This is a genomic window from Actinocorallia sp. A-T 12471 (genome assembly GCF_033875155.1).
Classification (GTDB): Bacteria; Actinomycetota; Actinomycetes; order Streptosporangiales; family Streptosporangiaceae; genus Actinocorallia.
In genome coordinates this window covers 205,453-226,865 of the sequence record NZ_JAWZTE010000006.1, presented here as the reverse complement: position 1 = coordinate 226,865, position 21,413 = coordinate 205,453, and the positions used below count along the sequence as shown (strand labels likewise).

The following is a 21,413-nucleotide window of genomic DNA, read 5'->3' as shown; positions in this document are numbered from 1 at the left end:
GAATCTTGCCGCGAACCCCCCGGACCAAGCGTGTCCCACGTCTCAGAAGCGGCGGCCCATCCACACGGTGTGGGTGTCGCGGCGCAGTTCGGCGAAGCCGACCGCGCGGTAGAAGGCGAGCGCGTTGGTGTTGGCCGGGTCGACGCCGAAGTGCAGGCCGGGCGATCCGGCCTCGATCAGCTCGTCGGTGAGCCGTTCGATGAGGGCGCGTCCGTAGCCCTTGCCGCGGGTGCCGTCGAGGAGGTTGATGTGCAGGTGGGAGGGGTGGTCCTTGACGATCTCCTCGGGTGCGGGCAGAAAGTGGTGGATGATGCGGATCATCCGCTCGTCGGGGGTCTTCGGGTCGGCCGGGTCGTCGGGGTAGCGCTTGCGCAGCATCGGCCACCACTCCTCGCGGCAGCGCGCCTCGAACTCGCGGGTGTCGGGCGTGCCGACGATGTAGCCGAGCACCGTCCCCTCGTCCACGACCGAGGCGAACTGCGGCGAGAAGCGCAGGTAGGGCCCGGCGTAGACGTGCCCGACGAGCTGGGGGTCGTCGAAGCCGTCGGGGTTCGACGAGGTCCTGAGACAGATGTCGTAGACGGCGTACTCGTCGTCAAGACGGAACTTCCTGATCATGTGCTGTCCTCTCCACCGGCTATTTTGGGGCCCATGCCCGATCTCTTCGTCTACGGCACGCTGCGTTTCCCCGAGGTCCTCGACGCACTGCTCGGCCGGACGCCCCGGCTGTCCCAGGCGAGCGCGGACGGCTGGAAGGTGGCCGCCCTGCCGGGGGTCGCCTATCCGGGCATGGTCCGCGCCGAAGGCATCGCGCAGGGGCTCGTCGTGGAGGGGCTCACCGAGGGGGAGCTGGAGATCCTGCACGCCTACGAGGACGACGACTACACCGTGGAGACCGTCGACCTGACCGACGGAAGACGGGCGCTCGCTTACGTGTGGCGTCACGAGACCCTGTCTGACGTCTGGGACCCCGAGGCCTTCGACGTCGCCGCCTGGGTTCCCGTATGCGCCGCCTTCCGTGACGAGTACCTGCGGAACTCGCCCGCGCGCTAGGGGATCAGCGCGATCTTGCCCGCGACGCGCCGGGCGGCGAGGTCGGCGAGCGCGCCCTCGATCTCGGTGAGCGGCCGCTCCTGCGGCGCGACGGGGTCGAGCCGTCCGTCGGCGACGAGCGCGAGGGCGTCTTCGAGCAGTTCGCGCTGTTTCACCGGATTGGTCAGCGCCCAGAAGCCCCAGTCGACGCCGACGACCGAGCGGTTGCGCAGCAGCACCTGGTTGAGCGGCACCGAGGGGATGCCGCCGGTGAACCCGATGACGGTGTAGCGGCCGAAGTCGCGCAGCGCCCGCAGCGTGGCAGGGGCGAGGTCGCCGCCGACGGGGTCGAACACGACGTCCACGCCGCCCGCCGCGAAGTCCCTGGCGGCCGCCTTGACGGCGTCGGGGGACGCGGTGTCCACGACGCCCTCGGCCCCGGCGGCGAGGGACATGTCGCGCTTCTCCGGGCTTGAGGCCGCGGCGAGGACGCGCGCGCCGAGCGCGACGGCGACCTGGACGGCGGCGAGCCCGACCCCGCTGCCCGCGCCGAGCGCGAGGACCGTCTCGCCGGGCCGCAGCCCGACGCGGTCGCGCAGCGCGAAGAGCGCGGTGCAGTAGGACTGGGTGAAGGTCGCGGCCCGCGCGAAGTCCATCTTTTCCGGGACGGGTACCGCGCTGTCGGCATTGATCACGACCTGGGAGGCGAATCCCCCGAATCCGCACATCGCCAGGATGCGATCGCCGACGGAAAAGCCTGAGACGCCGTCGCCCAGCGCGCTGACGGTCCCGGCTATCTCGCTGCCGGGGGTGAAGGGCAGGGGCGGCTTGATCTGGTAGCGGCCCTGGATGAGGAGCCCGTCGACGTAGTTGACGCCCGCCGCGCCGACGTCGACGCGGAGTTGGCCGGGCCCGGGTTCCGGCGTCGCGCCTTCGGTGAACGTGACCGACCCGAGTTCTTCAACGACGAGCTGCACCATGGAACCGAACATTATTCGGTCGATGCCCGCGGGGGAAGGGTCAGTCCTCGGTGAGCGGGTACTTCAGGCCCATGTGCGAGGGGCGGAAGCCGATCTTCTGGTAGAAGCGGATCGCGTCCGGCCGCTGACGGTCGCTGGTGAGCTGCACCACGCGGCACCCGTGGGCGCGGGCCTCCTCGATGGCGTAGGAGAGCATCGCGTGGCCCACGCCGTGCCCGCGCAGGTCGCCCGCGACGCGCACACCCTCGATCTGGGCGCGTGAGCTGCCCATGTAGGTGAGGCCGGGGATGTAGGTGAGCTGGAGCGTGCCGACGACGTCGCCGTCGAGGTCGGCGACGATGAGGCGGTTGTTGGGGTCGGCCTCGATGGCCGCGAACGCCGTCTCGTAGTGCTCGTTGACCTCGGGGGTCTCGCGGGTCGCGCCGAGCACGTCGTCGGCGAGCAGTTTGACGATCTTCTCCAGGTCCGCGTGGGTGGCGTCGCGGAAAACCGGCGGCTTGCGGGTCCCTGTCATGGGACGCAGGGTATCGGGACACACTTCTGTTGCTTTCACGTGGCCTTGCCGTAACGCTCGCTTGTAGTACTACGGGATGTAGTACTACATTGGGTGGCACCCCCAAGTGAGCACGCGAGGAGGCGTGAGCCTTGAAGACCACGATGTACCGCGACCCGGCGAACCCGTTGGCGGTGCGCAAGGAAGCCGACGACCACTGGACCGACCTGTCCGAGTGCGCGGGGTCCGACCCTGAGCTCTTCTACCCGATCAGCGAGTTCGGGCCCGCCCGCGCGCAGGTCGCCGAGGCCAAGCGCATCTGCTTCCGCTGCGCCGTCGCCGCCGAGTGCCTCGACTGGGCCCTGCGGGCCGGGGAGCCCGTCGGGATCTGGGGCGGCACCACCCCCGAGGAGCGCCGTTACCTTCGACGGTAGTGCCGGGGACTAATCGGGTAGGCCGGACGTTGTCTATTCAAGACGACGGATAGGGATCTAGCCCCCGATGGACGAACGAAGCAGGGCGTTCGGCAGACGCGCCGCGGGCGACATCGGCACCCACGCGACCCGCGCGCTGGCCGCCGCCGCCCTGATCCTGACGGTACTGGCCGGAATGTGGCTGCTCGAGGCGGTCGACCTCCTGATCGGCGGACAGCTCGACCACTACGGCATCCGCGCCCGCGACCCGGGCGACCTCCCCGAGATCTTCACCGCGCCCTTCCTGCACGGCAACTTCGACCACCTCATCGCCAACACCATCCCGTTCGCGGCCCTGGGGTTCCTCGCGGCGCTGCGCGGAATCGGCAAGTTCCTGGCGATGAACCTCATCGTCATCGTGATCGGCGGGCTCGGCGTCTGGTTCACCGGACCGCCCAACTCCGAGACGCTCGGCGCGAGCATCCTCGTGTTCGGCTACTTCGGCTACCTGCTCGGCCGCGGCGTCTTCGAACGCCATCTGTTCGACCTGCTCGTCGCGGTCGGCGTCGTCGTGCTGTACGGCGGCATCGTCTACGGGGTGTTCCCGAGCGACCCGCGCATCTCCTGGCAGGGCCACCTGTTCGGGCTCATCGGCGGGCTCGTCGCGGCGTTCCTGCTGCGCCGCCGCGACCGGGGCGGGCTCACGCGTTAGGCCGGACCGACAGGTCGGTGACGACGGCGTCGGGCGGCGTCTCCAGCGCGCCGACGATGGCCCGCGCGACCGTCGCGGGCTGGATGTAGACGGACGGGTCGTACGGGGCCGACTCCTGCGCGCGCACCTTGCGCTGCATCTCGCTCGCCGTACGGCCCGGGTAGACGGTCGTGACGCGCAGCACCGACTCCTCCTGGCGCAGGGAGTCCGCGAGGGCCTTCAACCCGTGCTTGCTCGCCGCGTACGCCGACCAGTTCGGGTGCGCGCGCAGCCCCGCGCCGGAGTTCACGAAGACGACGTGCCCGCGCGCGGCCCGCAGCGACGGCAGCAGCAGCCGGGTCAGCTCGGCGGCGGCCACGAGGTTCACCATCAGCTGGTCGATCCAGGTGTCGGCGTCGAGCTCGGCGACCGTGCCGAGATCGCAGACGCCGGCGCTGTGCACGACCCCGTCGAGCCTCGGCGGCAGGTCGGCGACGGCGAGGGCCGCCTCGATCCTGCGCGGCTCGGCGAGGTCGAGGACGACGGTGCGCACCGCGCGCTCGGCCGTCCCGGACGCCTGGGGCAGCGACCACGCCTGTGTCTTGCCGTAGGGCGCGGCGGCGAACCGGCCCGCGACGTCCGTCAGCCGTTCCGGCGAGCGCGCGGTGAGCACGAGGTCGTGCCCCTTCTCGCGCAGCAGTTCGGCGGTGGCGAGGCCGATGCCGCCGGTCGCCCCGGTAACCAGATAAGTCCCCATTTCGCCCCCTTCACCCGGGTCGCAGAACCCGTGTCACGCCCGCGATGAGCGCCGTCGCGAGAATCCACCCCGAAGCGATGATTCCGTACGCCGCCCACTGGGTCCAGCCCACCGGGTCCCACGCGCTGCGCAGGCCGAACGCCCCGATGGGGATGAGCAGATCGACCACGTAGACCAGCGCCTGGAAGTCGGGAAGCTCGGCGGGCTCCTTGATCGGGCGGGGCGGGACGAGGCTGAACACCACGGTCCCGGCCGCGATGATCACCGCGAGCCATGCGGCGGCGAGCCAAGGCCGGTACCCGTAGCCGACCGTCACGTCGAGCAGCGCGCCCCAGAACCGCGTGTGCGGCGGCTGGGACCGTCTGCGGCGGCGGAACTTCATCAGCTGGGCGCGCCGCGCCAGGTCTTCGCGGCCGTCCCGTAGGGCCCAGGCGGACAACTGCTCGTAAGGCTGGGAACGGAAGCCGTCGGGGTCCCTGTTCACCCAGTCCAGGCGCTGCTCGGGATCGCCGATCCGCAGCGACTCATAGACCGCCCCGTCGAGCCGCAGCTGGGCCGGCCACACGTCGGTCTGGTCGAGCAGCACCCCGATCCGCGCGTACGACAGCGAGACGACGCCCTCGATCGGCTCCCGCGGCGTGAGGATGAGTTCGGCGACGTCGGAGTGCGAGAGCTGGATCGCCAGCCCGCCGGGTGCGCTGAGCCGGGCGGCGCGGTCGAACGAGACAGTCCCCTCGACCCGTGCCCCGCGCAGTTTGACGGTGCCCTCGGCGCTGAACCCGTGCGAGCACTCCAACGCGTCGGTGACGACGAGGTTGTGCCCGTCGAGGGCGAACCGTCCGGAATTGGCCAGGGTCGCGCCCTCAAGGAAGAGGCCGCCGTTGATCCGCGACCCGGCGAGCCGCATGCCGCCCGTGACCCGGGCGTCCCGTGCGAACAGCCCGGCTTCGATCGCCATGCCGGACGCGAAGACGGCGAAGGTCTCGTCCTGCGCGGTGATCCGCGCGCCGTTGAGGATGAGCCCGCCCGCGAGCTGGGCGCGGCGCAGTTCGAGCTGGCCGTCGATCACCGACCTGTCGAAGCGGAGCGTCGCCTCGGTGCGCAGCCCGAGGCCGAGGAACCCGGGAAGGGCGCAGTCGAGGAGCATCAGCTCCCTGATCCGGGTGTTGCGGAAGGAGGGCGCGGCGTCCAGGACGCACTCCATGAGCCGCAGCGAGCACTCGACGTCCCCCGCGGTGAGGTCGAGCATCCCGGTGACGACGGCTCCGCGCAGGCGGACCGCCGGGATGTGGCCGTCCTCGGCGGGGGCCGCGCCGAGCAGCAGCCGGGCGATCACCGCCGCCCCGACCTCGCGGTCGGGGCGATCGGTGAGGTCGACGAGCGTGCCGCGCGGATAGGCGTCCCACAGTTCCTGTTCCGCGCCGGTCAGGCTGCCCGCGGGCAAGTGGCTAGAACCAGCCGCGCTTGCGTCCGGCCTGCTGGAGCAGGCCGTCGATGTTCTGCTCCCAGTTGACGTTCTCGAAGCCCTGGTTCGGGACGGTGAAGCGCAGGAACGTGTCGTGGCTGTCGCCGAACATCGTGCGCTTGTCGAGCTCGAGGATGACCTCGGTGCTCGCCGGGTTGCTGACGAACGTCACCTCGAGCTGCTTGAACGCCGAGGCGTAGCGGGAGCCGGGGTAGAACTCGATCTCCTGGTAGAAGGGCAGGAGCTGGTTGACCCCGTAGATGCGGCCCTTCTCGCAGTCGGCGTTGCGGAACTGGAAGCCGAGGCTGGAGAACGCGGCGAGGATGCGCTCCTGCGCGGGCAGCGGGTGCACCGCGATGGGGTCGAGGTCGGTGGCGTCGATGGCGCGGGCGACCTCGAGCTCGGTGGCGACGCCGACGGTGGTGCCGCGCAGCGGGTGGCCGTACATGTGGGTGAGCGGGGTCTCCCACGGCACCTCGAGCTGGAACGGGAAGCTGTGGCGGACGCCCGGCTGGAGGCTGAACCGGCCGGTGAGGTGGGCCTTGGCGTACTTCTCGTTCTGGCTGTACTCGTTGTCGCCGCTCTCGACCTCGACGCGGGTGACCAGCGCGACGTTGACGCCGAGGATGTCGGCCTCGCGCTCACCGCCGACAAGGTGGATGTCGCCGCTGACGATCCCGCCGGGGCGGACGTTCGAGTCCCTGAGGATCGTCTCGATGGTGGGCCCGCCGACTCCGAGGGCGCCGAGAAGCTTCTTGAAGACCACTGTTTTCGTCTCTCCTAGGTAGTGGCTGGGGGCTCCATTCCAACACTGTCCTCTTAGTCGTCCCACGCAAGCGTCACGTTCCGGATGATCTCCCCACATGTAGTGTGTTATGAGTCACACCCGAACCGGGTTCGCCCCGAGGCTTGTCACCGGTTACTGACGGGTAGCATCATGGTAGTTACTAACCGGTAGAGCGGGCCGAGACGGGCACCGCCGACGAGCTAGACGGGGTGTCACCCATGGGGCACTACAAGGCCAACCTTCGGGACATCGAGTTCAACCTCTTCGAGGTGTTCAACCGCCAGGACGTCCTGGGCACCGGCCCGTTCGCCGAGCTGGACGAGGACACCGCGCGGAGCATCCTCGACGAGGTCAACCGCCTCACCACGGGCCAGGTAGCGGAGTCCTTCGAGGACGCCGACCGGAACCCGCCGGTCTTCGACCCCGCCACCGGCGAGGTCAAGATGCCCGAGTCGTTCAAGAAGTCGTTCAAGGCGTGGATGGACGCCGAGTGGTTCCGTCTCGACCTCGGCCAGGAGCTGGGCGGCACCAACGCGCCCCGGTCGCTGAACTGGGCAGTCGCCGAGCACGTCCTGGGCGCGAACCCGGCGATCTACATGTTCTCCTCCGGCCCCGGCTTCGCCCAGATCCTCTTCAACGAGGGCAACGAGGCGCAGAAGAAGTTCGCGCAGCTGGCCGTCGACCGCCAGTGGGGCGCGACCATGGTGCTGACCGAGCCCGACGCGGGCTCCGACGTCGGCGCGGGCCGGGCCAAGGCGGTCCAGCAGCCCGACGGCACCTGGCACATCGAGGGCGTGAAGCGCTTCATCACCTCGGCCGAGCACGACATGTCCGAGAACATCTACCACCTGGTGCTCGCCCGCCCCGAGGGCGCGGGCCCCGGCACCAAGGGCCTGTCGCTGTTCCTCGTGCCGAAGTACCACGTCGACGTGGAGACCGGCGAGCTCGGCGAGCGCAACGGCGTCTACGTGACGAACGTCGAGAAGAAGATGGGCCTCAAGGTCTCCACCACGTGTGAGCTGACCTTCGGCGAGAAGCACCCCGCGGTCGGCACGCTCGTCGGCGACAAGCACGACGGCATCCGCCAGATGTTCCTCGTCATCGAGTACGCCCGCATGATGGTCGGCACCAAGGCCATCGCGACGCTGTCGACCGGTTACCTGAACGCGCTGGAGTACGCCAAGGAGCGCGTCCAGGGCGCGGACCTCACCCAGCAGACCAACAAGGCCGCCCCGCGCGTCACGATCACCCACCACCCCGACGTGCGCCGCTCGCTCATCACCCAGAAGGCTTACGCCGAGGGCATGCGCGCGCTCGTGCTGCTGACCGCGACCTACCAGGACGCGGTGCAGATCGCCCAGCACGAGGGCCGCCACGACGCGCAGGCCGAGAAGATGAACGACCTGCTGCTCCCGCTGGTCAAGGGCTTCGGCTCCGAGCGCTCCTACGCGCTGCTCGGCGCGGAGTCCCTGCAGACCCTCGGCGGCTCGGGCTTCCTGCAGGACTACCCGATCGAGCAGTACATCCGGGACTCCAAGATCGACACCCTCTACGAGGGCACCACCGCGATCCAGGGCCTCGACCTGTTCTTCCGCAAGATCCTGCGCGACCAGGGCGCGACCCTGAACGTGCTGGCGAACGAGATCAAGGAGTTCGCGGCGTCCGAGGCCGGCAACGGCCGCCTCAAGGCCGAGCGGGCCCTGCTCGCCCAGGCCGTCGCCGACACCGAGGGCATCATCGGCACGATGGTGAACGCGGCGCTCGGCTCGCTGGAGAACCCGAAGGAGATCTACAAGGTCGGGCTGAACTCGACGCGTCTCCTGCTGGCACTCGGCGACACCGTCGTGGCGTGGCTGCTGCTGCGTCAGGCCACCATCGCCCTGGAGAAGCTGTCCGGCGACGTCTCCGACGCCGACCGCGACTTCTACACCGGCAAGGTCGCCGCCGCCCAGTTCTTCGCGGCGAACGTCCTTCCGCGCCTCACCTCCGACCGCCTCATGGCCGAGAACACCACCCTCGACGTCATGGAGCTCCCGGAGTCCGCCTTCTAAGGCACCAGAACCGCTCCAAAGGCCCCCTCCGGGGAGTCTTCCTGAAGGGCACCGCCCGCCCCGCCGATCGCCCTCGGCGGGGCGGGCGGTGGCGGTTACAGGGAGTTGAGGAGTGAGGCGGCCAGGGCCTCGGCGAAGGAGCGGGGGGCGGGGGACGCGTCGGGGCCCTCGGCGTAGTAGCGCAGGAACGCCCTGTGGAAGCAGGCTCCGACGAGCAGCGCCGCGGCGGCGTCGGGGTCGGCGAAGGCCGAGACGCGGCCGTGCCGCTGCTCGGCGCGCAGGTAGGCCGCGAGGCCCGCGGCGGGGCGCTCGGGGCCGCCGCCGTGCCGGGCGAGCGCGACGCGGTGCGCGGCCATGCGCTCAGGGTCGGCCAGCAGCGCGCCGAACATCGGGAAGGACCGCTGGTAGAAGTCGAGGTATGCCTGGGCGAGGTCGGTGAGGGTCTCGGCGAGATCGCCCTCGCCCGGCCGCAGAACCACCCGCGACGGGCCCGGCAGCCTCTCTTCGAGGACGGCAAGGAGCAGCCGCTCCTTGTCGCCGAAGTACTTGTACAGCGTCGGCTCCGACACGCCCGACGCCAGCGCGATCTCCTTCGTCGTCGCCTGGGCCACGCCCCGGGTGCGCAACAGCTCGGCGGCCGCGTCAAGAATCCGCTCCCGGGTGCTCACGCCACCTCCCCCTCTCCCCTGCAATCCGTACCGCGCCTCGTGGTCGAGCTGTGTCGCTGTTGCGGTCTCCGGATTGTCGTTGACGGATTAGTGAACACTAGCGCAGGATGAGGGTTAGTGTTCACTAGCCCTTGGGGGATCGGCATGCATCTCACAGTTCTCGGCGCGAGCGGACGGACGGGGCGGCAGATCGTGCGGCAGGCGTTGGACGCCGGGCACCGCGTCACGTCTGTCGTGCGGGACCCGGCGCGGCTCGACCCGGCGCGGCACCCGTCGCTCGAGGCGTTCACCGCCGATCCGCTCGACCCCGTCGCGCTCGCCCCCGCCGTCGCGGGCCGCGACGCGGTGATCTCCGCGCTCGGCCCCAACTCGCGGGCCGACGGCGTGATCTGCACCGCGGGGGCCCGCGCGGCGATCGCCGCCGCGCGGGAGACCGGCACCCGCCGCCTCGTGGTCATCACCGGCGCGGGGGCCTTCATCGACGACGGCGACGGCCCCTTCACCCGTGCCGTGTTCAAGCCGCTCCTCCGCCGCCTCTACCTCGGCGCGCAGTTCACCGACTTCGAGAACGCCGAACGCGAGGTCCGCGCCAGCGCCCTGGACTGGACGCTCGTCCGCCCGCCCCGCCTCACCGACGGCCCCGCCCGCCCCTACCGCACCGCGGTCGACCGCAACATCCGCGGCGGCCTCACCCTCTCGCGCGCCTCCCTCGCCACGGCCGTCCTCGCGCTCCTCCCCGACCCCGCCACCACCCACCACCACATCTCCGCCGCCCACTGACCCTCCAACCCCCGCCCGCTGGCGGTTGGTTGGGGGTGGCGCAGATTGGTCGGGTGGGGCGATCATGGATCTTGGCGCGATGGGTACAGAGGTTTTACCGATGGTTGGGTGTTCGCGCGAGAGGGGTCCGGCCGGTGGGCTATGGCGTGGCGATTTTTGTGATCACACTCGGCGCGATCTTGAAGTTCGCGGTGCACGCGGACCTCGGGTCGGTCGACCTCAACACGATCGGGGTGATCCTCATGATCGTCGGGGCCGCCTCGCTCGTGCTGCAGATGGTGTTCGGGCGGCAACTGGGGAGTGAGGGGCCGCCCCGGGCGAACGGGTACGCGGGGCGTGACACCTCGAACGACGGAGACGACTGACGAAAAAACCCCGGGAGCTGCGCTGTCTCAAGGGATGAGACGGCACCGGGCGGGTAGGTCTCCTCCAAGGAAGGAGGCGGCCGTGACAGTAGACGCGCACACCGCCCGGGACGCCGAACTCGTCCAGCTCCTGACCCCCGAAGGCGAGCGGCTGGAGCACCCCGACTACCCCTTGAGCCTCTCCGATCAGCAACTGCGCGAGCTGTATCGGGACCTCGTGCTCGTGCGGGCCCTCGACGTCGAGTCCGTCGCGCTCACCAGGCGGGGCGAGCTCGGCCTGTGGCCGTCGCTGCTCGGCCAGGAGGCGGCGCAGATCGGGTCGGGCCGCGCGCTGGGTCCGGGGGACATGGTCTTCCCCACCTATCGCGAGCACGCCGTGGCGTACTGCCGCGGCCTGCCCTGGCTGAACATCCTCAGGCTGTTCCGGGGCGTCAACCACGCCGGATGGGACCCCAAGGAGTTCGGGTTCCACCTGTACACGATCGTCATCGGCAGCCAGACCCTGCACGCGACCGGCTACGCGATGGGCATGCAGCACGACGCGAGGACGATCGCCGAGCAGGGCGAGACCGCCGTCGGCGACGCGACCCTCGCCTATTTCGGCGACGGGGCGACCTCCCAGGGCGACGTGAACGAGGCGTTCGTCTTCGCCGCCGTCTACAACGCCCCGATCGTGTTCTTCTGCCAGAACAACCAGTGGGCGATCTCCGAGCCGCTGGAACGCCAGACGCGCATCCCGCTGTACCGGCGCGCGCAGGGCTTCGGCTTCCCCGGCGTGCGGGTGGACGGCAACGACGTGCTCGCGTGCCTGGCCGTCACCCGGCGGGCCCTCGACCGGGCGCGGACGGGCGAGGGCCCGTCGCTGATCGAGGCGTTCACCTACCGGATGGGCGCGCACACCACGACCGACGACCCGACCCGCTACCGGCACTCCGACGAGCTCGAGGCATGGAAGCTGAAGGACCCGATCGCCAGGGTCAAGGCATACCTCTCCCGGACTGGCCTGGCGAACAAGGCGTTCTTCGAGGAGGTCGACGTCCAGGTCGCCGAGGCCGCCGTCGAGCTGCGCGCCGCGTGCCTCGCCTTGCCCGACCCGCCTCCGGAGGCGATGTTCCAGCACGTCTACGCGGCCCCGCACAGGCTGCTGCAAGAGGAACAGGCCGCTTACGAGACCTACCTGGCGGGTTTCCATGACTGAGGTGACGGCACCGCAAGCACCCTCCCGTGAGGTCGGCGCGCAGACGCTGACGTTGGCCAAGGCGTTGAACGCCGGCCTGAGGCGGGCGATGGAGGACGACCCCAAGGTCGTCCTGATGGGCGAGGACATAGGCAAGCTCGGAGGGGTCTTCCGCGTAACGGACGGCCTCCAGCGCGACTTCGGCGAGGGAAGGGTGATCGACACGCCCCTCGCCGAGTCGGGGATCGTCGGGACGGCGATCGGGATGGCGCTGCGCGGGTACCGGCCGGTCTGCGAGATCCAGTTCGACGGGTTCGTCTTCCCCGCCGCCGACCAGATCATCACCCAGCTCGCGAAGATGCGGCTGCGCTCTTTGGGCAGCGTGAACCTGCCGGTCGTGGTGCGGATTCCGTGCGGTGGCGGCATCGGCGCGGTCGAGCACCACAGCGAGTCGCCCGAGGCGTACTTCGCGCACACTGCGGGCCTGCGCGTCGTCGCATGCTCGAACCCTGTGGACGCCTACTGGATGATCCAGCAGGCGATCGCCTGTCCCGACCCGGTGATCTTCTTCGAGCCCAAGCGCAGGTACTGGGACAAGGCGCTGGTCGATCCGGACGTCCCCGCGGCCCCGATGGGCGACGCCCTCGTCGTCAGGGAAGGCACCGACGCGACTCTGCTCGCGTACGGGCCGATGGTGAAGACCTGTCTTGAGGCGGCGGAAGCCGACGACCGTTCCCTTGAGGTCGTGGATCTGCGTTCTCTTTCGCCGCTCGATACCGAGGTGCTCTACGCGTCGGTCCGCAAGACCGGTAGGTGCGTGGTCGTCCACGAGGCTCCCGTGTTCGGCGGCCTCGGCGGGGAGATAGCGGCCCGGATCACGGAGGCGTGCTTCTACCACCTGGAAGCGCCAGTGCTGCGGGTCGGAGGGTTCGCGACGCCCTACCCGGCCTCCCGGCTCGAGGACCACTACCTGCCCGACCTCGACCGGATCCTCGACGCGGTGGATCGGACGTGCGCATGGTGAAGTACTTCAACCTGCCCGACGTGGGGGAGGGGCTGACCGAGGCCGACATCGTCCGCTGGCACGTGGCCCCGGGCGACACGGTGGAGGTCAACCAGACGATCGTGGAGATCGAGACGGCCAAGGCGATCGTCGAGCTGCCGTCGCCGTTCGCCGGGACCGTGCGCGAGCTGCTCGCCGAGGAGGGCCAGACCGTCGACGTGGGCGCGCCGATCATCGGCGTCGAGGAGGCCGGGGCCGAGGCTCCCGCCGCGCCTCCCGCGCAGAGCACGTCGGTGGAGGGCGGGGCACAGCCCGCGCGCACGCCGGTCCTCGTCGGCTACGGGGTGAAACCCGGCGCGACCCAGCGGCGGCCGCGCAAGGGTTCCCCCGCCCCCGGACGCCCGGGCGGCGGTCCCGCGCGGCCGTCGGGCCCGCGTCAGCCCGAGCCCCCCGACCGGCAGGGTGACGGCCTCGCCGCGCGCCTGGGCAGGGCGGAGGCGGCGACGGGCCGCGCGCTGGCCAAGCCGCCGGTCCGCAAGCTCGCCAAGGACCTCGGGGTGGACCTGACGACGGTCGTCGGCACCGGCCCGCGCGGTTCCGTGACCCGCGACGACGTGCGCGCGGCGATGGCCGCCCCCGCGCCCGAGAAGCCGTCTGCCGCCCCCGCGCCCCCGCCCGGGACCCGGGAGACCGAAGCGGCCCCGACTGCCTCAGGAGGCGAACGCGTCCCCGTGAAGGGGGTGCGGCGGGCGATGGCCGCGGCGATGGTCTCCTCGGCGTTCACCGCCCCGCACGTCACCGAGTTCCTGCAGGTCGACGTCACGCGGACGGTCCGGATGGTCGAGAAGCTGCGCGGCTACCCCGAATACCGGGAGACCCGCTTCAGCCCCATGCTGCTCGCCGCCCGCGCGCTCGTGCTCGCGCTGCGGCGGCACCCCATGGCGAACGCCGCGTGGACCGAGCGGGATGGGCACGCCGAGATCGTCGTGCCCGAGCACGTCAACCTCGGGATCGCGGTCGCGACGGACCGTGGTCTGCTCGTGCCGAACGTCAAGCGCGCTGACACGCTGCCGCTTCCGGAGCTCGCCGGCGCGCTGGCCGACCTCGCCGAGCGCGCCCGCGCGGGCAAGGCGACCCCCGACGACCTCGCGGGCGGCACGGTGACGCTCACCAACGTCGGCGTGTTCGGCGTCGACGCCGGGACCCCGATCCTGACGCCGGGGGAGACCGCGATCCTCGCCGTCGGGGCCATCCGGGACCTGCCCTGGGTGCACAAGGGCAAGGTCAAACCGCGCAAGGTCGCGACGCTCGCGCTGTCCTTCGACCACCGCGTGCTGGACGGCGCGCAGGGGTCGGCGGTGCTGCGCGACGTCGGCGGCCTGCTCGAGGACCCGTTCCACCTGCTGGCCCGCTCCTGACGGCCTGGCCCGCGCCTGAGCCGGGTCACTCCCGGGACAGCGCGCGGGTCGCCCCGGCCGCGACGGTCAGGCCGAGCACAAGGCCCGCCGCGACGAGGACGTTCGCCACCCACTGGTAGGCGCCTTCCGGAGCGTAGATCGCCTCCTGCCCCAGCGAACCGAGGGGCAGGAGGAGGTCGAGCGTGTAGAAGAACGCGTTGAAGTGCGGGTGGTGGCCGTCGTCGAGGATGTCGGGCTGCTTGAGGCTGAAGATGACGGTCCCCGCGCCGAGCAGGAACGCCAGCCAGGCGAGCGCGCGGAAGGGCCGGTAGCCGTAGCCGACGAGGATGTCCTGGAGATAGCCGAACATCCGGTGCGGCACCGGCTGGGTGGCCCGTCTGTCGCGCTGCTTGGCGAGCTGGACCGTCCTGCCCTCGGCGTCGAGGCCGAGCGCGCGGTAGGTGGCGGCGAGGCGTTCGTAAGGCTGCGGCTGGTAGCCGTCGCGGTCCCTTCTGATCCAGTTGAGCCGCGCCTTGGCGTTGAGCGGCGGGTCGAGGGTCTCGTAGGCGAGGCCGTCGAGCTGGAGCGAGTTCGCCCAGGTCATGGAGTCGTCGCGCAGCACGCCGATCCGCGCGTAGGAGAAGTCCACGACCCCGTCGACGGGTACGGCGGGCCGGAGCATGAACTCCTCGGCCGTCAGCCTCTGCACGCTCAGGGCGACCTTGTCGGGGTTGGCAAGCCGCGCGCCCTTGAAGCTGAGCTGGCCGCCCACCTTGGCCCCGTCGAAGCTCGCCTCGCCGATGCAGGTGAAGTCGTCGGAGCAGTAGACGTCGGTGTCGACGTTGAGGTCGTCGGCGTTGAGCGCGCGGCTCCCCGGGTTGGTGATCCGCGCGCCGACCAGCGACAGGTAGCCGCCGATGCGTGCGCCCCTCAGCCTCACCTCGCCTTCCGCGACGAACCCTTCGTCACAGAAGACGTTCGCCGCCACGTCGAGCCGTGACGCGTAAAGGGCGGGACGCCCGGGGTTGCGCAAGGTCGCGTCGCGGAAGATCAGCTGTCCGCCGATGCGCGCCCCGGGGAGCCGCACCTCGCCCTCGGCGCGGAACCCTCGGTCGCAGTAGACGTTCGCCTCCACCTGGAGCCTGTCGCCGAGCAAGGCGTCGCCCCCAGGGACGGGGAGCTGGACGCCGCTCAGGTTGAGGATGCCGCTCACGTGCGCCCCGTCGAGCCACAGGCCGCCCTCGATGACGCTGCCCTCGAGCCACAGATGGCCGTCCACCCGGGTACCGGAGGCGATCAGGCCGGGAAGGCGGCACTGCATGAGGTGGACCGACTGCATCTGCGCCCAGTACAGCCGGGGCGGCTCGGCGAACACGCATCCCGTCAACGAGATCGGGACGGTCACCTGGGCGTGCCCGAGGTCGAGGAGGTCGGTGATGTAGGCGCCGCTCAGCCGCACCGCGGGCACCCGGCCTGGCTCGGGCTCGCGCGCCCCGGTGAGAAGCGCCACGATGACCTCCGCGCGCACCCGCCGGTGCGGACCCCACTGGCCTGCCTGCTCGGTCGGCTCGAAGCCGCTGGAAGACAGGTCCACGGGCTCGCCGGAGACGAAGGCGTCCCACACGCGGCGTTCCGACGGGGTGAGGTCCGAGAGGTCCAAGGAGGCTCCTGGGGGGCAGTGCGGCGGGGGTGCCGTACGCTTTTCGGTGCGGTCCAACCGCATGGATACCAAAGCTACTGATCAGGTGCGGGTCCGCGCCCGCGCGAAGGGGGAACCACAAGTGGCCCGAGTGGTCGTCGACGTCATGCTCAAGCCGGAGATCCTTGACCCGCAGGGCCAGGCGATCGCGCGCAAGCTCCCGCAGCTCGGGTTCGAGGGGGTCGCCGCGGTCCGGCAGGGCAAGCGCTTCGAGATCGAGGTGGACGGCCCGGTGGACGAGGCGGCCCTCGAGCGCGTCCGCAAGATCGCCGAAACGCTGTTGGCGAACCCGGTGATCGAGGACTTCGAAGTGCACGCGGAATAAACGCAGACCGAACGCCAAGTGCGGCACAAGGCGTTGTTCCGTTCCAACAATGCCTGAATCAAACAATCGTCACGTCCGCGATTACACCTCAGGGTGCGGGGAAGTGTTAGCTTCGTCCGAGTTTTCCGAGGTGGGCCTGGTGGACATGAAGTTCTCGCTCGCATTGCCCCGAGAGGCGATGAGTGTTCCCGTCATACGGCGAGTCCTGGGGGACGCGCTGCGTGGACTGGGCGTTTCCGAGGACTGCGTCGACGACATCCTGGTCGCCGCCTCCGAAGCCTGCACGAATGTGGTGCGGCATTCCTCGACGCTCGAGTACGAGGTCGACGGCGCGATCGACGACGAGAACTGCGTCCTTTGGATCACCGACCACGGCGCGGGAATGCGGCGTCCGGCCGAGACGGGAGAACTCGCCGAATCGGGTCGCGGCATGAACATCATGCGCGCCCTGGTCGACGATCTCACGCTCGACGCGCGTCCCGACGGCGTCAGGGTGTCGATGCGCAAACGGCTGACCTGGCATGACGAGGCGCTGATGCGCCGCCTCGAATCCGAACTGGTGCACAGCGCCCGGTAAATTGGGCGCCGAGACGGCAGGCCCTCCCTGGGCGGCCGAGGACACCCAATGGAGTGCAGATGGCCCGGGTGGGCGTCATCACTTTTCCCGGTTCGCTCGACGACCGGGACGCGCAGCGCGCCGTACGCATCGCCGGGGGTGAACCCGTAGCACTGTGGCACGCGTCCACGTCCCTGGAGGGCGTGGACGCCGTCGTTCTGCCTGGCGGGTTCTCCTACGGCGACTACCTTCGCGCGGGCGCGATCGCCCGTTTCGCCCCGCTGATGGAGGAGCTGATCCCGGCGGCGAAGGCGGGCCTGCCGGTGCTCGGCATCTGCAACGGCTTCCAGGTCCTCGCCGAGGCGCACCTGCTGCCCGGCGCGCTGATGCCGAACGCGAGCGGCCACTTCGTCTGCCGCGACCAGCGGCTGCGCATCGAGAACGCCGAGACGGCCTGGACGTCGGAGTTCGGCGCGGGGCAGGAGATCGTCGTCCCGTTGAAGAACATGGACGGCCGCTTCACCGCCTCCGCCGAGACCATCGCCGAGCTCGAGGCCGAGGGCAGGGTCATCGCCCGGTACGTGGACGTCAACCCCAACGGCTCCATCAACGACATCGCGGGCGTGACCAACGAGGCGGGCAACGTCGTCGGCCTGATGCCGCACCCCGAGCACGCCGTGGAGTCCCTGACCGGCCCGACCACCGACGGGCTCGGCTTCTTCACCTCGATCGTCAAGGGCCTGATCAACGCATGAGCGAAGTGTCCGAGCTGAACCCCGAGCTGTCCCCCGAGCCCAACGGCGTCGCCTCCGGGCCGCGTACCGACGGCGTCGCGCGCGCGCGGGCCACGCCCGACCATCCCCAGCCGTACAAGGAGCTGGGGATGAACGACGAGGAGTACGGCCGCGTCCGTGACATCCTCGGCCGCCGCCCGACCGCGTCGGAGCTGGCGATCTACTCGGTGATGTGGTCCGAGCACTGCTCCTACAAGAGCTCCAAGATCTACCTGCGCCAGTTCGGCGAGAAGGCCCCGAAGACCGACGCGCTGCTCGTCGGCATGGGCGAGAACGCGGGAGTGGTCGACGTAGGGCAGGGCTGGGCGGTGACCTTCAAGGTCGAGTCGCACAACCACCCGTCCTTCGTCGAGCCGTACCAGGGCGCTGCCACGGGCGTCGGAGGCATCGTCCGCGACATCATCTCGATGGGCGCGCGCCCGGTGGCGGTCATGGACTCGCTGCGCCTCGGCGCGGCCGACGCGCCCGACACCCGGCGGGTCCTGCCCGGCGTGGTGAGCGGCATCGGCGGCTACGGCAACTCCCTCGGCCTGCCGAACGTGGGCGGCGAGACGGTCTTCGACCCGTGCTACCAGGACAACCCGCTGGTGAACGCGCTGTGCATCGGCGTGCTGCGGCACGAGGACATCCACCGGGCGTCGGCTTCCGGCACTGGCAACAAGGTCATCCTGTACGGGGCCTACACCGGCCCGGACGGCATCGGCGGCGCGTCCGTCCTGGCGTCGGCGACGTTCGACGAGGAGTCCCAGGCCAAGCGGCCTTCGGTCCAGGTCGGCGACCCGTTCATGGAGAAGCTGCTCATCGAGTGCTCCCTCGACCTGTTCAAGGCGGGCCTCGTGGAGGGCATCCAGGACCTCGGCGCGGCCGGCGTGTCCTGCGCGACCACGGAGCTGGCGGCGGGCGGTTCGGGCGGCATGGCCGTCCGGCTCGACGCGGTTCCGCTGCGCGACCCGAATCTCCTCCCCGAGGAGATCCTGATGAGCGAGTCGCAGGAACGCATGATGGCGGTCGTCACGCCGGAGAACGTCGAGGCGTTCATGGCGGTCTGCGCCAAGTACGAGGTGCCCGCGACGGTGATCGGCGAGGTCACCGACACCGGCCGTCTGGTGATGACCTGGCACGACGAGGTCATCGTCGACATTCCGCCGCGTACCGCCGCGCATGACGGGCCGGTGTACGAGCGTCCCGTGGCCGTCCCGGCCGACCAGGCGGCGCTCCAGGCCGACACCCCGGCGCGGCTGCCGAGGCCGTCGAACCGGGACGAGCTGCGCAAGACGGTGCTGTGGCTCGCGGGCTCGCCGAACCTTGCGGCCAAGGACTGGGTGACCTCCCAGTACGACCGTTATGTCCTGGGCAACACCGTGCTCGCGCAGCCCGAGAACGCCGGTGTGATCAGGCTTGACGACGAGTCCGGCCTGGGCGTCGCGCTGTCCCTCGACGGCAACGGCCGCTACACCCGCCTCGACCCGTACGCGGGCGCGCAGCTCGCGCTGTCCGAGGCGTACCGGAACGTCGCCGCGACGGGCGCGCAGCCCCTCGCCGTCACCAACTGCCTGAACTTCGGCTCGCCGGAGGACCCGGGCGTCATGTGGCAGTTCGCCCGCGCGACCGAGGGCCTCGCCGACGCCTGCCTGATGCTGGGCATCCCGGTGACCGGCGGGAACGTCAGCTTCTACAACCAGACCGGCGACGTGCCGATCAACCCGACCCCGGTGATCGGCGTGCTCGGCGTGCACGCCGACGTCAGGCGGCGCACCGCCATGGCGTTCGCGGCCGAGGGCCACAAGCTCGTCCTTCTCGGCACGACCTACGACGAGTTCGGCGGGTCGGAGTGGGCGCACGTCCTTTACGGCCACCTGGGCGGCACGCCCCCGCAGGTGAACCTTCCGGCGGAGGCGGCGCTCGGCTCGGTGCTCGTCACCTCCGCGCAGGAGGGCCTGCTGTCGGGGGCGCACGACATCTCCGACGGCGGCCTGTCGCAGGCGCTGGTGGAGGCGTCGCTGCGCGGCGGCCTCGGGGTGCGGGTGGCGCTGCAGGGCGACCCGTTCGTCGAGCTGTTCTCCGAGTCGGTGGCGCGCGCGGTGGTCGCGGTCAGGCCGGAGGCCGAGGCGCGGTTCGTGGACATCTGCGCCCAGGCGGGCGTGCCGATCAGCACGATCGGCGTCGTCGGCGGCGACTCCTACACCGTGGACGGGGCCTTCACGATCCCGCTGCACGAGCTGCGCGAGGCGCACACCCGGACGATCCCGGCCCTGATGGACCAGTGACGTCCTGAGCACGACGTCCTGAGCACGCAGGCTCCGCCCTCCCGCCCGGTCTCCGGGTGGGAGGGCGGAGTGCTTTACGGGCCTTCATGCCCGGGTGGGTCTTTTGGTGCCGGTCATTTTCCCGATAAAATCGCCGGGAAAAGTAGAAAACACGGAAGGTCGCGTCATGAGGATCACTGTCCTGGTCGGCAACCCCAAGGCGAAGTCGCGTACGCGCGCCGTGGCCGAATCCGTGGCGGACGCCGTCGCCGACGCCGTGGGCGCCGTCGCCGAGGTGACCGAACGCGACGTCGTCGAACTCGCCGACTACGCGGGGAGGCTCTTCGACTGGGCCGACGCCGACGTGAGCGCGCTGAACGAGCACGTCGCGGGCAGCGACTTCCTCATCGTGGCCTCGCCCACCTACAAGGCGACGTACACGGGCCTGCTCAAGGCGTTCCTCGACCGCTACCCGACCGACGGGCTCGCCGGGACCGTCGCGGTGCCCGTCATGACCGGGGGCTCGCCCCACCACTCCCTAGCGCCGGACACCGGGCTGCGCCCCCTGCTCGTGGAGCTCGCCGCGAGCGTCCCGACGCGCTCGCTGTACGCGGTGGTGTCGTCAGCGGGCCCGGACAGCAGCGAGGACGTCGCGCGCTGGGCCGAGGCGAACCGTGCGGCGCTGGTCGGGGCGGCGCACGCCCGCGCGGCGCTCACCCGCGGCTAGAAGGGCCCTGTGCGGCTCTGAGAGACCCGCAGACGGCGACGAAGCGCTCGCCGGTCCTCGGGAGCGGAAGAAGGGCCGAACGCGGCTGGAGAGGGCTCAGAAGACCGAGATGTGGACGTGGTCGTAGTGGTTCGCGGTCAGGCTGCCCCGGTCGGACATCGCGGCCCAGCCCGGTGAGCGCATGTCGTAGATCCGCTGCTGCCAGATCACGTACTTCACGCCGTACTTCGCCGCGTTCTTGATCGTCCAGGCGGCGACCGCGTCGCCGTGCGCCTTGCGGTCGGCCGACGGCATGGTGCCGCCGGTGCTCTCCATGAAGTCGCAGGCGCGGCCAGAGCCGTGGTCCTGCGGGTCTCCCGCGCGCATGCAGCCGATCATGGGGAAGGAGCCGAACTCGTCGAGGATGGCGGTCCGCAGCGTCACAAGACGCGCGGTGAGGCCGCCGTTCCCGACCATCGGGGTCGGCTGGTACTTCGCGATCAGCTGCCGGATCTTGTCCTTGCGCTTGGTCAGGTCGGAGACCGTGTCCTCCATCTTCTTGATCTTGAGCTTCGCCTCGTTGGCGGCGGCGGCGTGCTTGTCGACGAGGTCCTGGATCTGGTTGGTCCGGTTCGACTCGTTGATCGACAGGTGCTCCACCATCGCCATGCCGGCCAGGATCTGGCTCGGGTCGCCCGCGTGGAGCACCGCGAGCGTGGGGTCGACGCCGACCGACATGTACTGGCTCGACGCGAGCCGCGACACGACGCTGCGGGATTTCTCCAGGTCGTCGGAGAGTTCCTGCTGGCGCTTGAGCGCCTTCTTGGCCTCGAGGCGGATGCCCTTCAGCTCCTCGAGCTCGCCGCCCAGCTCCTTGTCCAGCTTCTTCATCTGCTCGGTGAGCGACTTCAGCTTGTCGGGGTCGGACGGCAGGGCCGTGGGCACGCCGGAGGACGGAGCCGTCAGCATCAGCGCGCCGGCAATGGCCAGCAGCGCCGTCAATGCGCGGCGCCGGACGGGGGTCACAC

General features: G+C 70.5%; 23 protein-coding genes. 14 read left to right on the top strand and 9 right to left on the bottom strand.

Translation table 11 applies throughout. From position 1 onward, the window contains the following. Nucleotides 1-42: 42 nt before the first annotated feature. Nucleotides 43-618: a GNAT family N-acetyltransferase gene (locus R9X44_RS19175; RefSeq protein WP_319815567.1), complete on the bottom strand. Its 576-nt coding sequence runs from the start codon at nt 616-618 to the stop codon at nt 43-45. A gap of 33 nt (nt 619-651) precedes the next feature. On the opposite strand from R9X44_RS19175, the gene R9X44_RS19170 reads away from it, so the two are divergent. After that, on the top strand, nt 652-1,053 hold the full coding sequence (locus tag R9X44_RS19170; RefSeq protein ID WP_319815566.1) for a gamma-glutamylcyclotransferase family protein: 402 nt from the start codon (nt 652-654) through the stop codon (nt 1,051-1,053). Here R9X44_RS19170 and R9X44_RS19165 read toward each other — a convergent pair. Further along, the gene (locus R9X44_RS19165; RefSeq protein ID WP_319815565.1) at nt 1,050-2,012 is read right to left on the bottom strand and encodes an NADPH:quinone oxidoreductase family protein; all 963 of its coding nucleotides are present in this window, start codon (nt 2,010-2,012) and stop codon (nt 1,050-1,052) included. The genes R9X44_RS19170 and R9X44_RS19165 overlap by 4 nt on opposite strands. Nucleotides 2,013-2,052: 40 nt before the next feature. Further along, on the bottom strand, nt 2,053-2,526 hold the full coding sequence (locus R9X44_RS19160) for a GNAT family N-acetyltransferase (RefSeq protein ID WP_319815564.1): 474 nt from the start codon (nt 2,524-2,526) through the stop codon (nt 2,053-2,055). Nucleotides 2,527-2,669: 143 nt separating this feature from the next. On the opposite strand from R9X44_RS19160, the gene R9X44_RS19155 reads away from it, so the two are divergent. Further along, nucleotides 2,670-2,939: a WhiB family transcriptional regulator gene (locus R9X44_RS19155; protein WP_413774963.1), complete on the top strand. Its 270-nt coding sequence runs from the start codon at nt 2,670-2,672 to the stop codon at nt 2,937-2,939. 67 nt (nt 2,940-3,006) lie between these two features. Further along, nucleotides 3,007-3,630, top strand: coding sequence for a rhomboid family intramembrane serine protease (locus R9X44_RS19150; RefSeq protein ID WP_319815562.1), 624 nt, complete (start codon nt 3,007-3,009; stop codon nt 3,628-3,630). Here R9X44_RS19150 and R9X44_RS19145 read toward each other — a convergent pair. The 3 genes from R9X44_RS19145 to R9X44_RS19135 are packed head-to-tail and all read right to left on the bottom strand — an operon-like array spanning nt 3,620 to nt 6,597. Continuing rightward, nucleotides 3,620-4,366, bottom strand: a complete 747-nt coding sequence (locus R9X44_RS19145; RefSeq protein ID WP_319815561.1) for an SDR family oxidoreductase — start codon at nt 4,364-4,366, stop codon at nt 3,620-3,622. The two genes, R9X44_RS19150 and R9X44_RS19145, sit on opposite strands and share 11 nt — an antisense overlap. A gap of 10 nt (nt 4,367-4,376) precedes the next feature. Further along, nucleotides 4,377-5,810: a hypothetical protein gene (locus R9X44_RS19140; protein WP_319815560.1), complete on the bottom strand. Its 1,434-nt coding sequence runs from the start codon at nt 5,808-5,810 to the stop codon at nt 4,377-4,379. A gap of 4 nt (nt 5,811-5,814) precedes the next feature. Then, nucleotides 5,815-6,597 (bottom strand): sporulation protein, encoded by a 783-nt coding sequence (locus R9X44_RS19135; RefSeq protein ID WP_319815559.1) that lies wholly within the window; start codon nt 6,595-6,597, stop codon nt 5,815-5,817. A gap of 239 nt (nt 6,598-6,836) precedes the next feature. On the opposite strand from R9X44_RS19135, the gene R9X44_RS19130 reads away from it, so the two are divergent. Then, complete coding sequence (locus tag R9X44_RS19130; RefSeq protein ID WP_319815558.1) at nt 6,837-8,669, top strand: acyl-CoA dehydrogenase; 1,833 nt, start codon at nt 6,837-6,839, stop codon at nt 8,667-8,669. Between the two features lie 95 nt (nt 8,670-8,764). Here R9X44_RS19130 and R9X44_RS19125 read toward each other — a convergent pair whose 3' ends face one another. Continuing rightward, nucleotides 8,765-9,337, bottom strand: coding sequence for a helix-turn-helix domain-containing protein (locus R9X44_RS19125; RefSeq protein WP_319815557.1), 573 nt, complete (start codon nt 9,335-9,337; stop codon nt 8,765-8,767). Between the two features lie 144 nt (nt 9,338-9,481). On the opposite strand from R9X44_RS19125, the gene R9X44_RS19120 reads away from it, so the two are divergent. The 5 genes from R9X44_RS19120 to R9X44_RS19100 are packed head-to-tail and all read left to right on the top strand — an operon-like array spanning nt 9,482 to nt 14,080. Beyond that, complete coding sequence (locus R9X44_RS19120; RefSeq protein WP_319815556.1) at nt 9,482-10,117, top strand: NAD(P)-dependent oxidoreductase; 636 nt, start codon at nt 9,482-9,484, stop codon at nt 10,115-10,117. 35 nt (nt 10,118-10,152) lie between these two features. Beyond that, nucleotides 10,153-10,482, top strand: coding sequence for a DUF6458 family protein (locus R9X44_RS19115; protein ID WP_319815555.1), 330 nt, complete (start codon nt 10,153-10,155; stop codon nt 10,480-10,482). A gap of 34 nt (nt 10,483-10,516) precedes the next feature. After that, on the top strand, nt 10,517-11,680 hold the full coding sequence (pdhA, locus tag R9X44_RS19110; protein WP_413774958.1) for a pyruvate dehydrogenase (acetyl-transferring) E1 component subunit alpha: 1,164 nt from the start codon (nt 10,517-10,519) through the stop codon (nt 11,678-11,680). Further along, nucleotides 11,673-12,683, top strand: a complete 1,011-nt coding sequence (locus R9X44_RS19105; protein ID WP_319815553.1) for an alpha-ketoacid dehydrogenase subunit beta — start codon at nt 11,673-11,675, stop codon at nt 12,681-12,683. Before pdhA ends, R9X44_RS19105 begins: the two co-directional genes overlap by 8 nt. Then, complete coding sequence (locus R9X44_RS19100; protein WP_319815781.1) at nt 12,677-14,080, top strand: dihydrolipoamide acetyltransferase family protein; 1,404 nt, start codon at nt 12,677-12,679, stop codon at nt 14,078-14,080. Before R9X44_RS19105 ends, R9X44_RS19100 begins: the two co-directional genes overlap by 7 nt. 25 nt (nt 14,081-14,105) lie before the next feature. On the opposite strand, the gene R9X44_RS19095 is transcribed toward R9X44_RS19100, so the two are convergent. Beyond that, nucleotides 14,106-15,719 (bottom strand): hypothetical protein, encoded by a 1,614-nt coding sequence (locus R9X44_RS19095; protein ID WP_319815552.1) that lies wholly within the window; start codon nt 15,717-15,719, stop codon nt 14,106-14,108. 121 nt (nt 15,720-15,840) lie between these two features. Between R9X44_RS19095 and purS the strand changes: the two genes are divergently transcribed. From purS to R9X44_RS19070, 5 genes are all read left to right on the top strand, one after another. After that, on the top strand, nt 15,841-16,083 hold the full coding sequence (gene purS, locus R9X44_RS19090) for a phosphoribosylformylglycinamidine synthase subunit PurS (protein WP_319815551.1): 243 nt from the start codon (nt 15,841-15,843) through the stop codon (nt 16,081-16,083). Between the two features lie 178 nt (nt 16,084-16,261). Beyond that, on the top strand, nt 16,262-16,660 hold the full coding sequence (locus R9X44_RS19085) for an ATP-binding protein (RefSeq protein ID WP_319815550.1): 399 nt from the start codon (nt 16,262-16,264) through the stop codon (nt 16,658-16,660). Between the two features lie 59 nt (nt 16,661-16,719). Further along, nucleotides 16,720-17,394 carry a phosphoribosylformylglycinamidine synthase subunit PurQ gene (purQ, locus tag R9X44_RS19080; RefSeq protein ID WP_319815549.1) on the top strand — a complete coding sequence of 225 codons (675 nt, stop codon included), beginning with the start codon at nt 16,720-16,722 and terminating at the stop codon, nt 17,392-17,394. Further along, nucleotides 17,391-19,700: a phosphoribosylformylglycinamidine synthase subunit PurL gene (gene purL / locus R9X44_RS19075; protein WP_319815548.1), complete on the top strand. Its 2,310-nt coding sequence runs from the start codon at nt 17,391-17,393 to the stop codon at nt 19,698-19,700. The genes purQ and purL overlap by 4 nt, the downstream gene beginning before the upstream one ends. A 166-nt stretch (nt 19,701-19,866) precedes the next feature. After that, the gene (locus tag R9X44_RS19070) at nt 19,867-20,406 is read left to right on the top strand and encodes an NAD(P)H-dependent oxidoreductase (protein ID WP_319815547.1); all 540 of its coding nucleotides are present in this window, start codon (nt 19,867-19,869) and stop codon (nt 20,404-20,406) included. A gap of 96 nt (nt 20,407-20,502) precedes the next feature. Here the strand turns inward: R9X44_RS19070 and R9X44_RS19065 are convergent, their stop codons facing one another. Further along, the gene (locus tag R9X44_RS19065; RefSeq protein WP_319815546.1) at nt 20,503-21,411 is read right to left on the bottom strand and encodes a hypothetical protein; all 909 of its coding nucleotides are present in this window, start codon (nt 21,409-21,411) and stop codon (nt 20,503-20,505) included. Between the last annotated feature and the right edge of the window lie 2 nt (nt 21,412-21,413).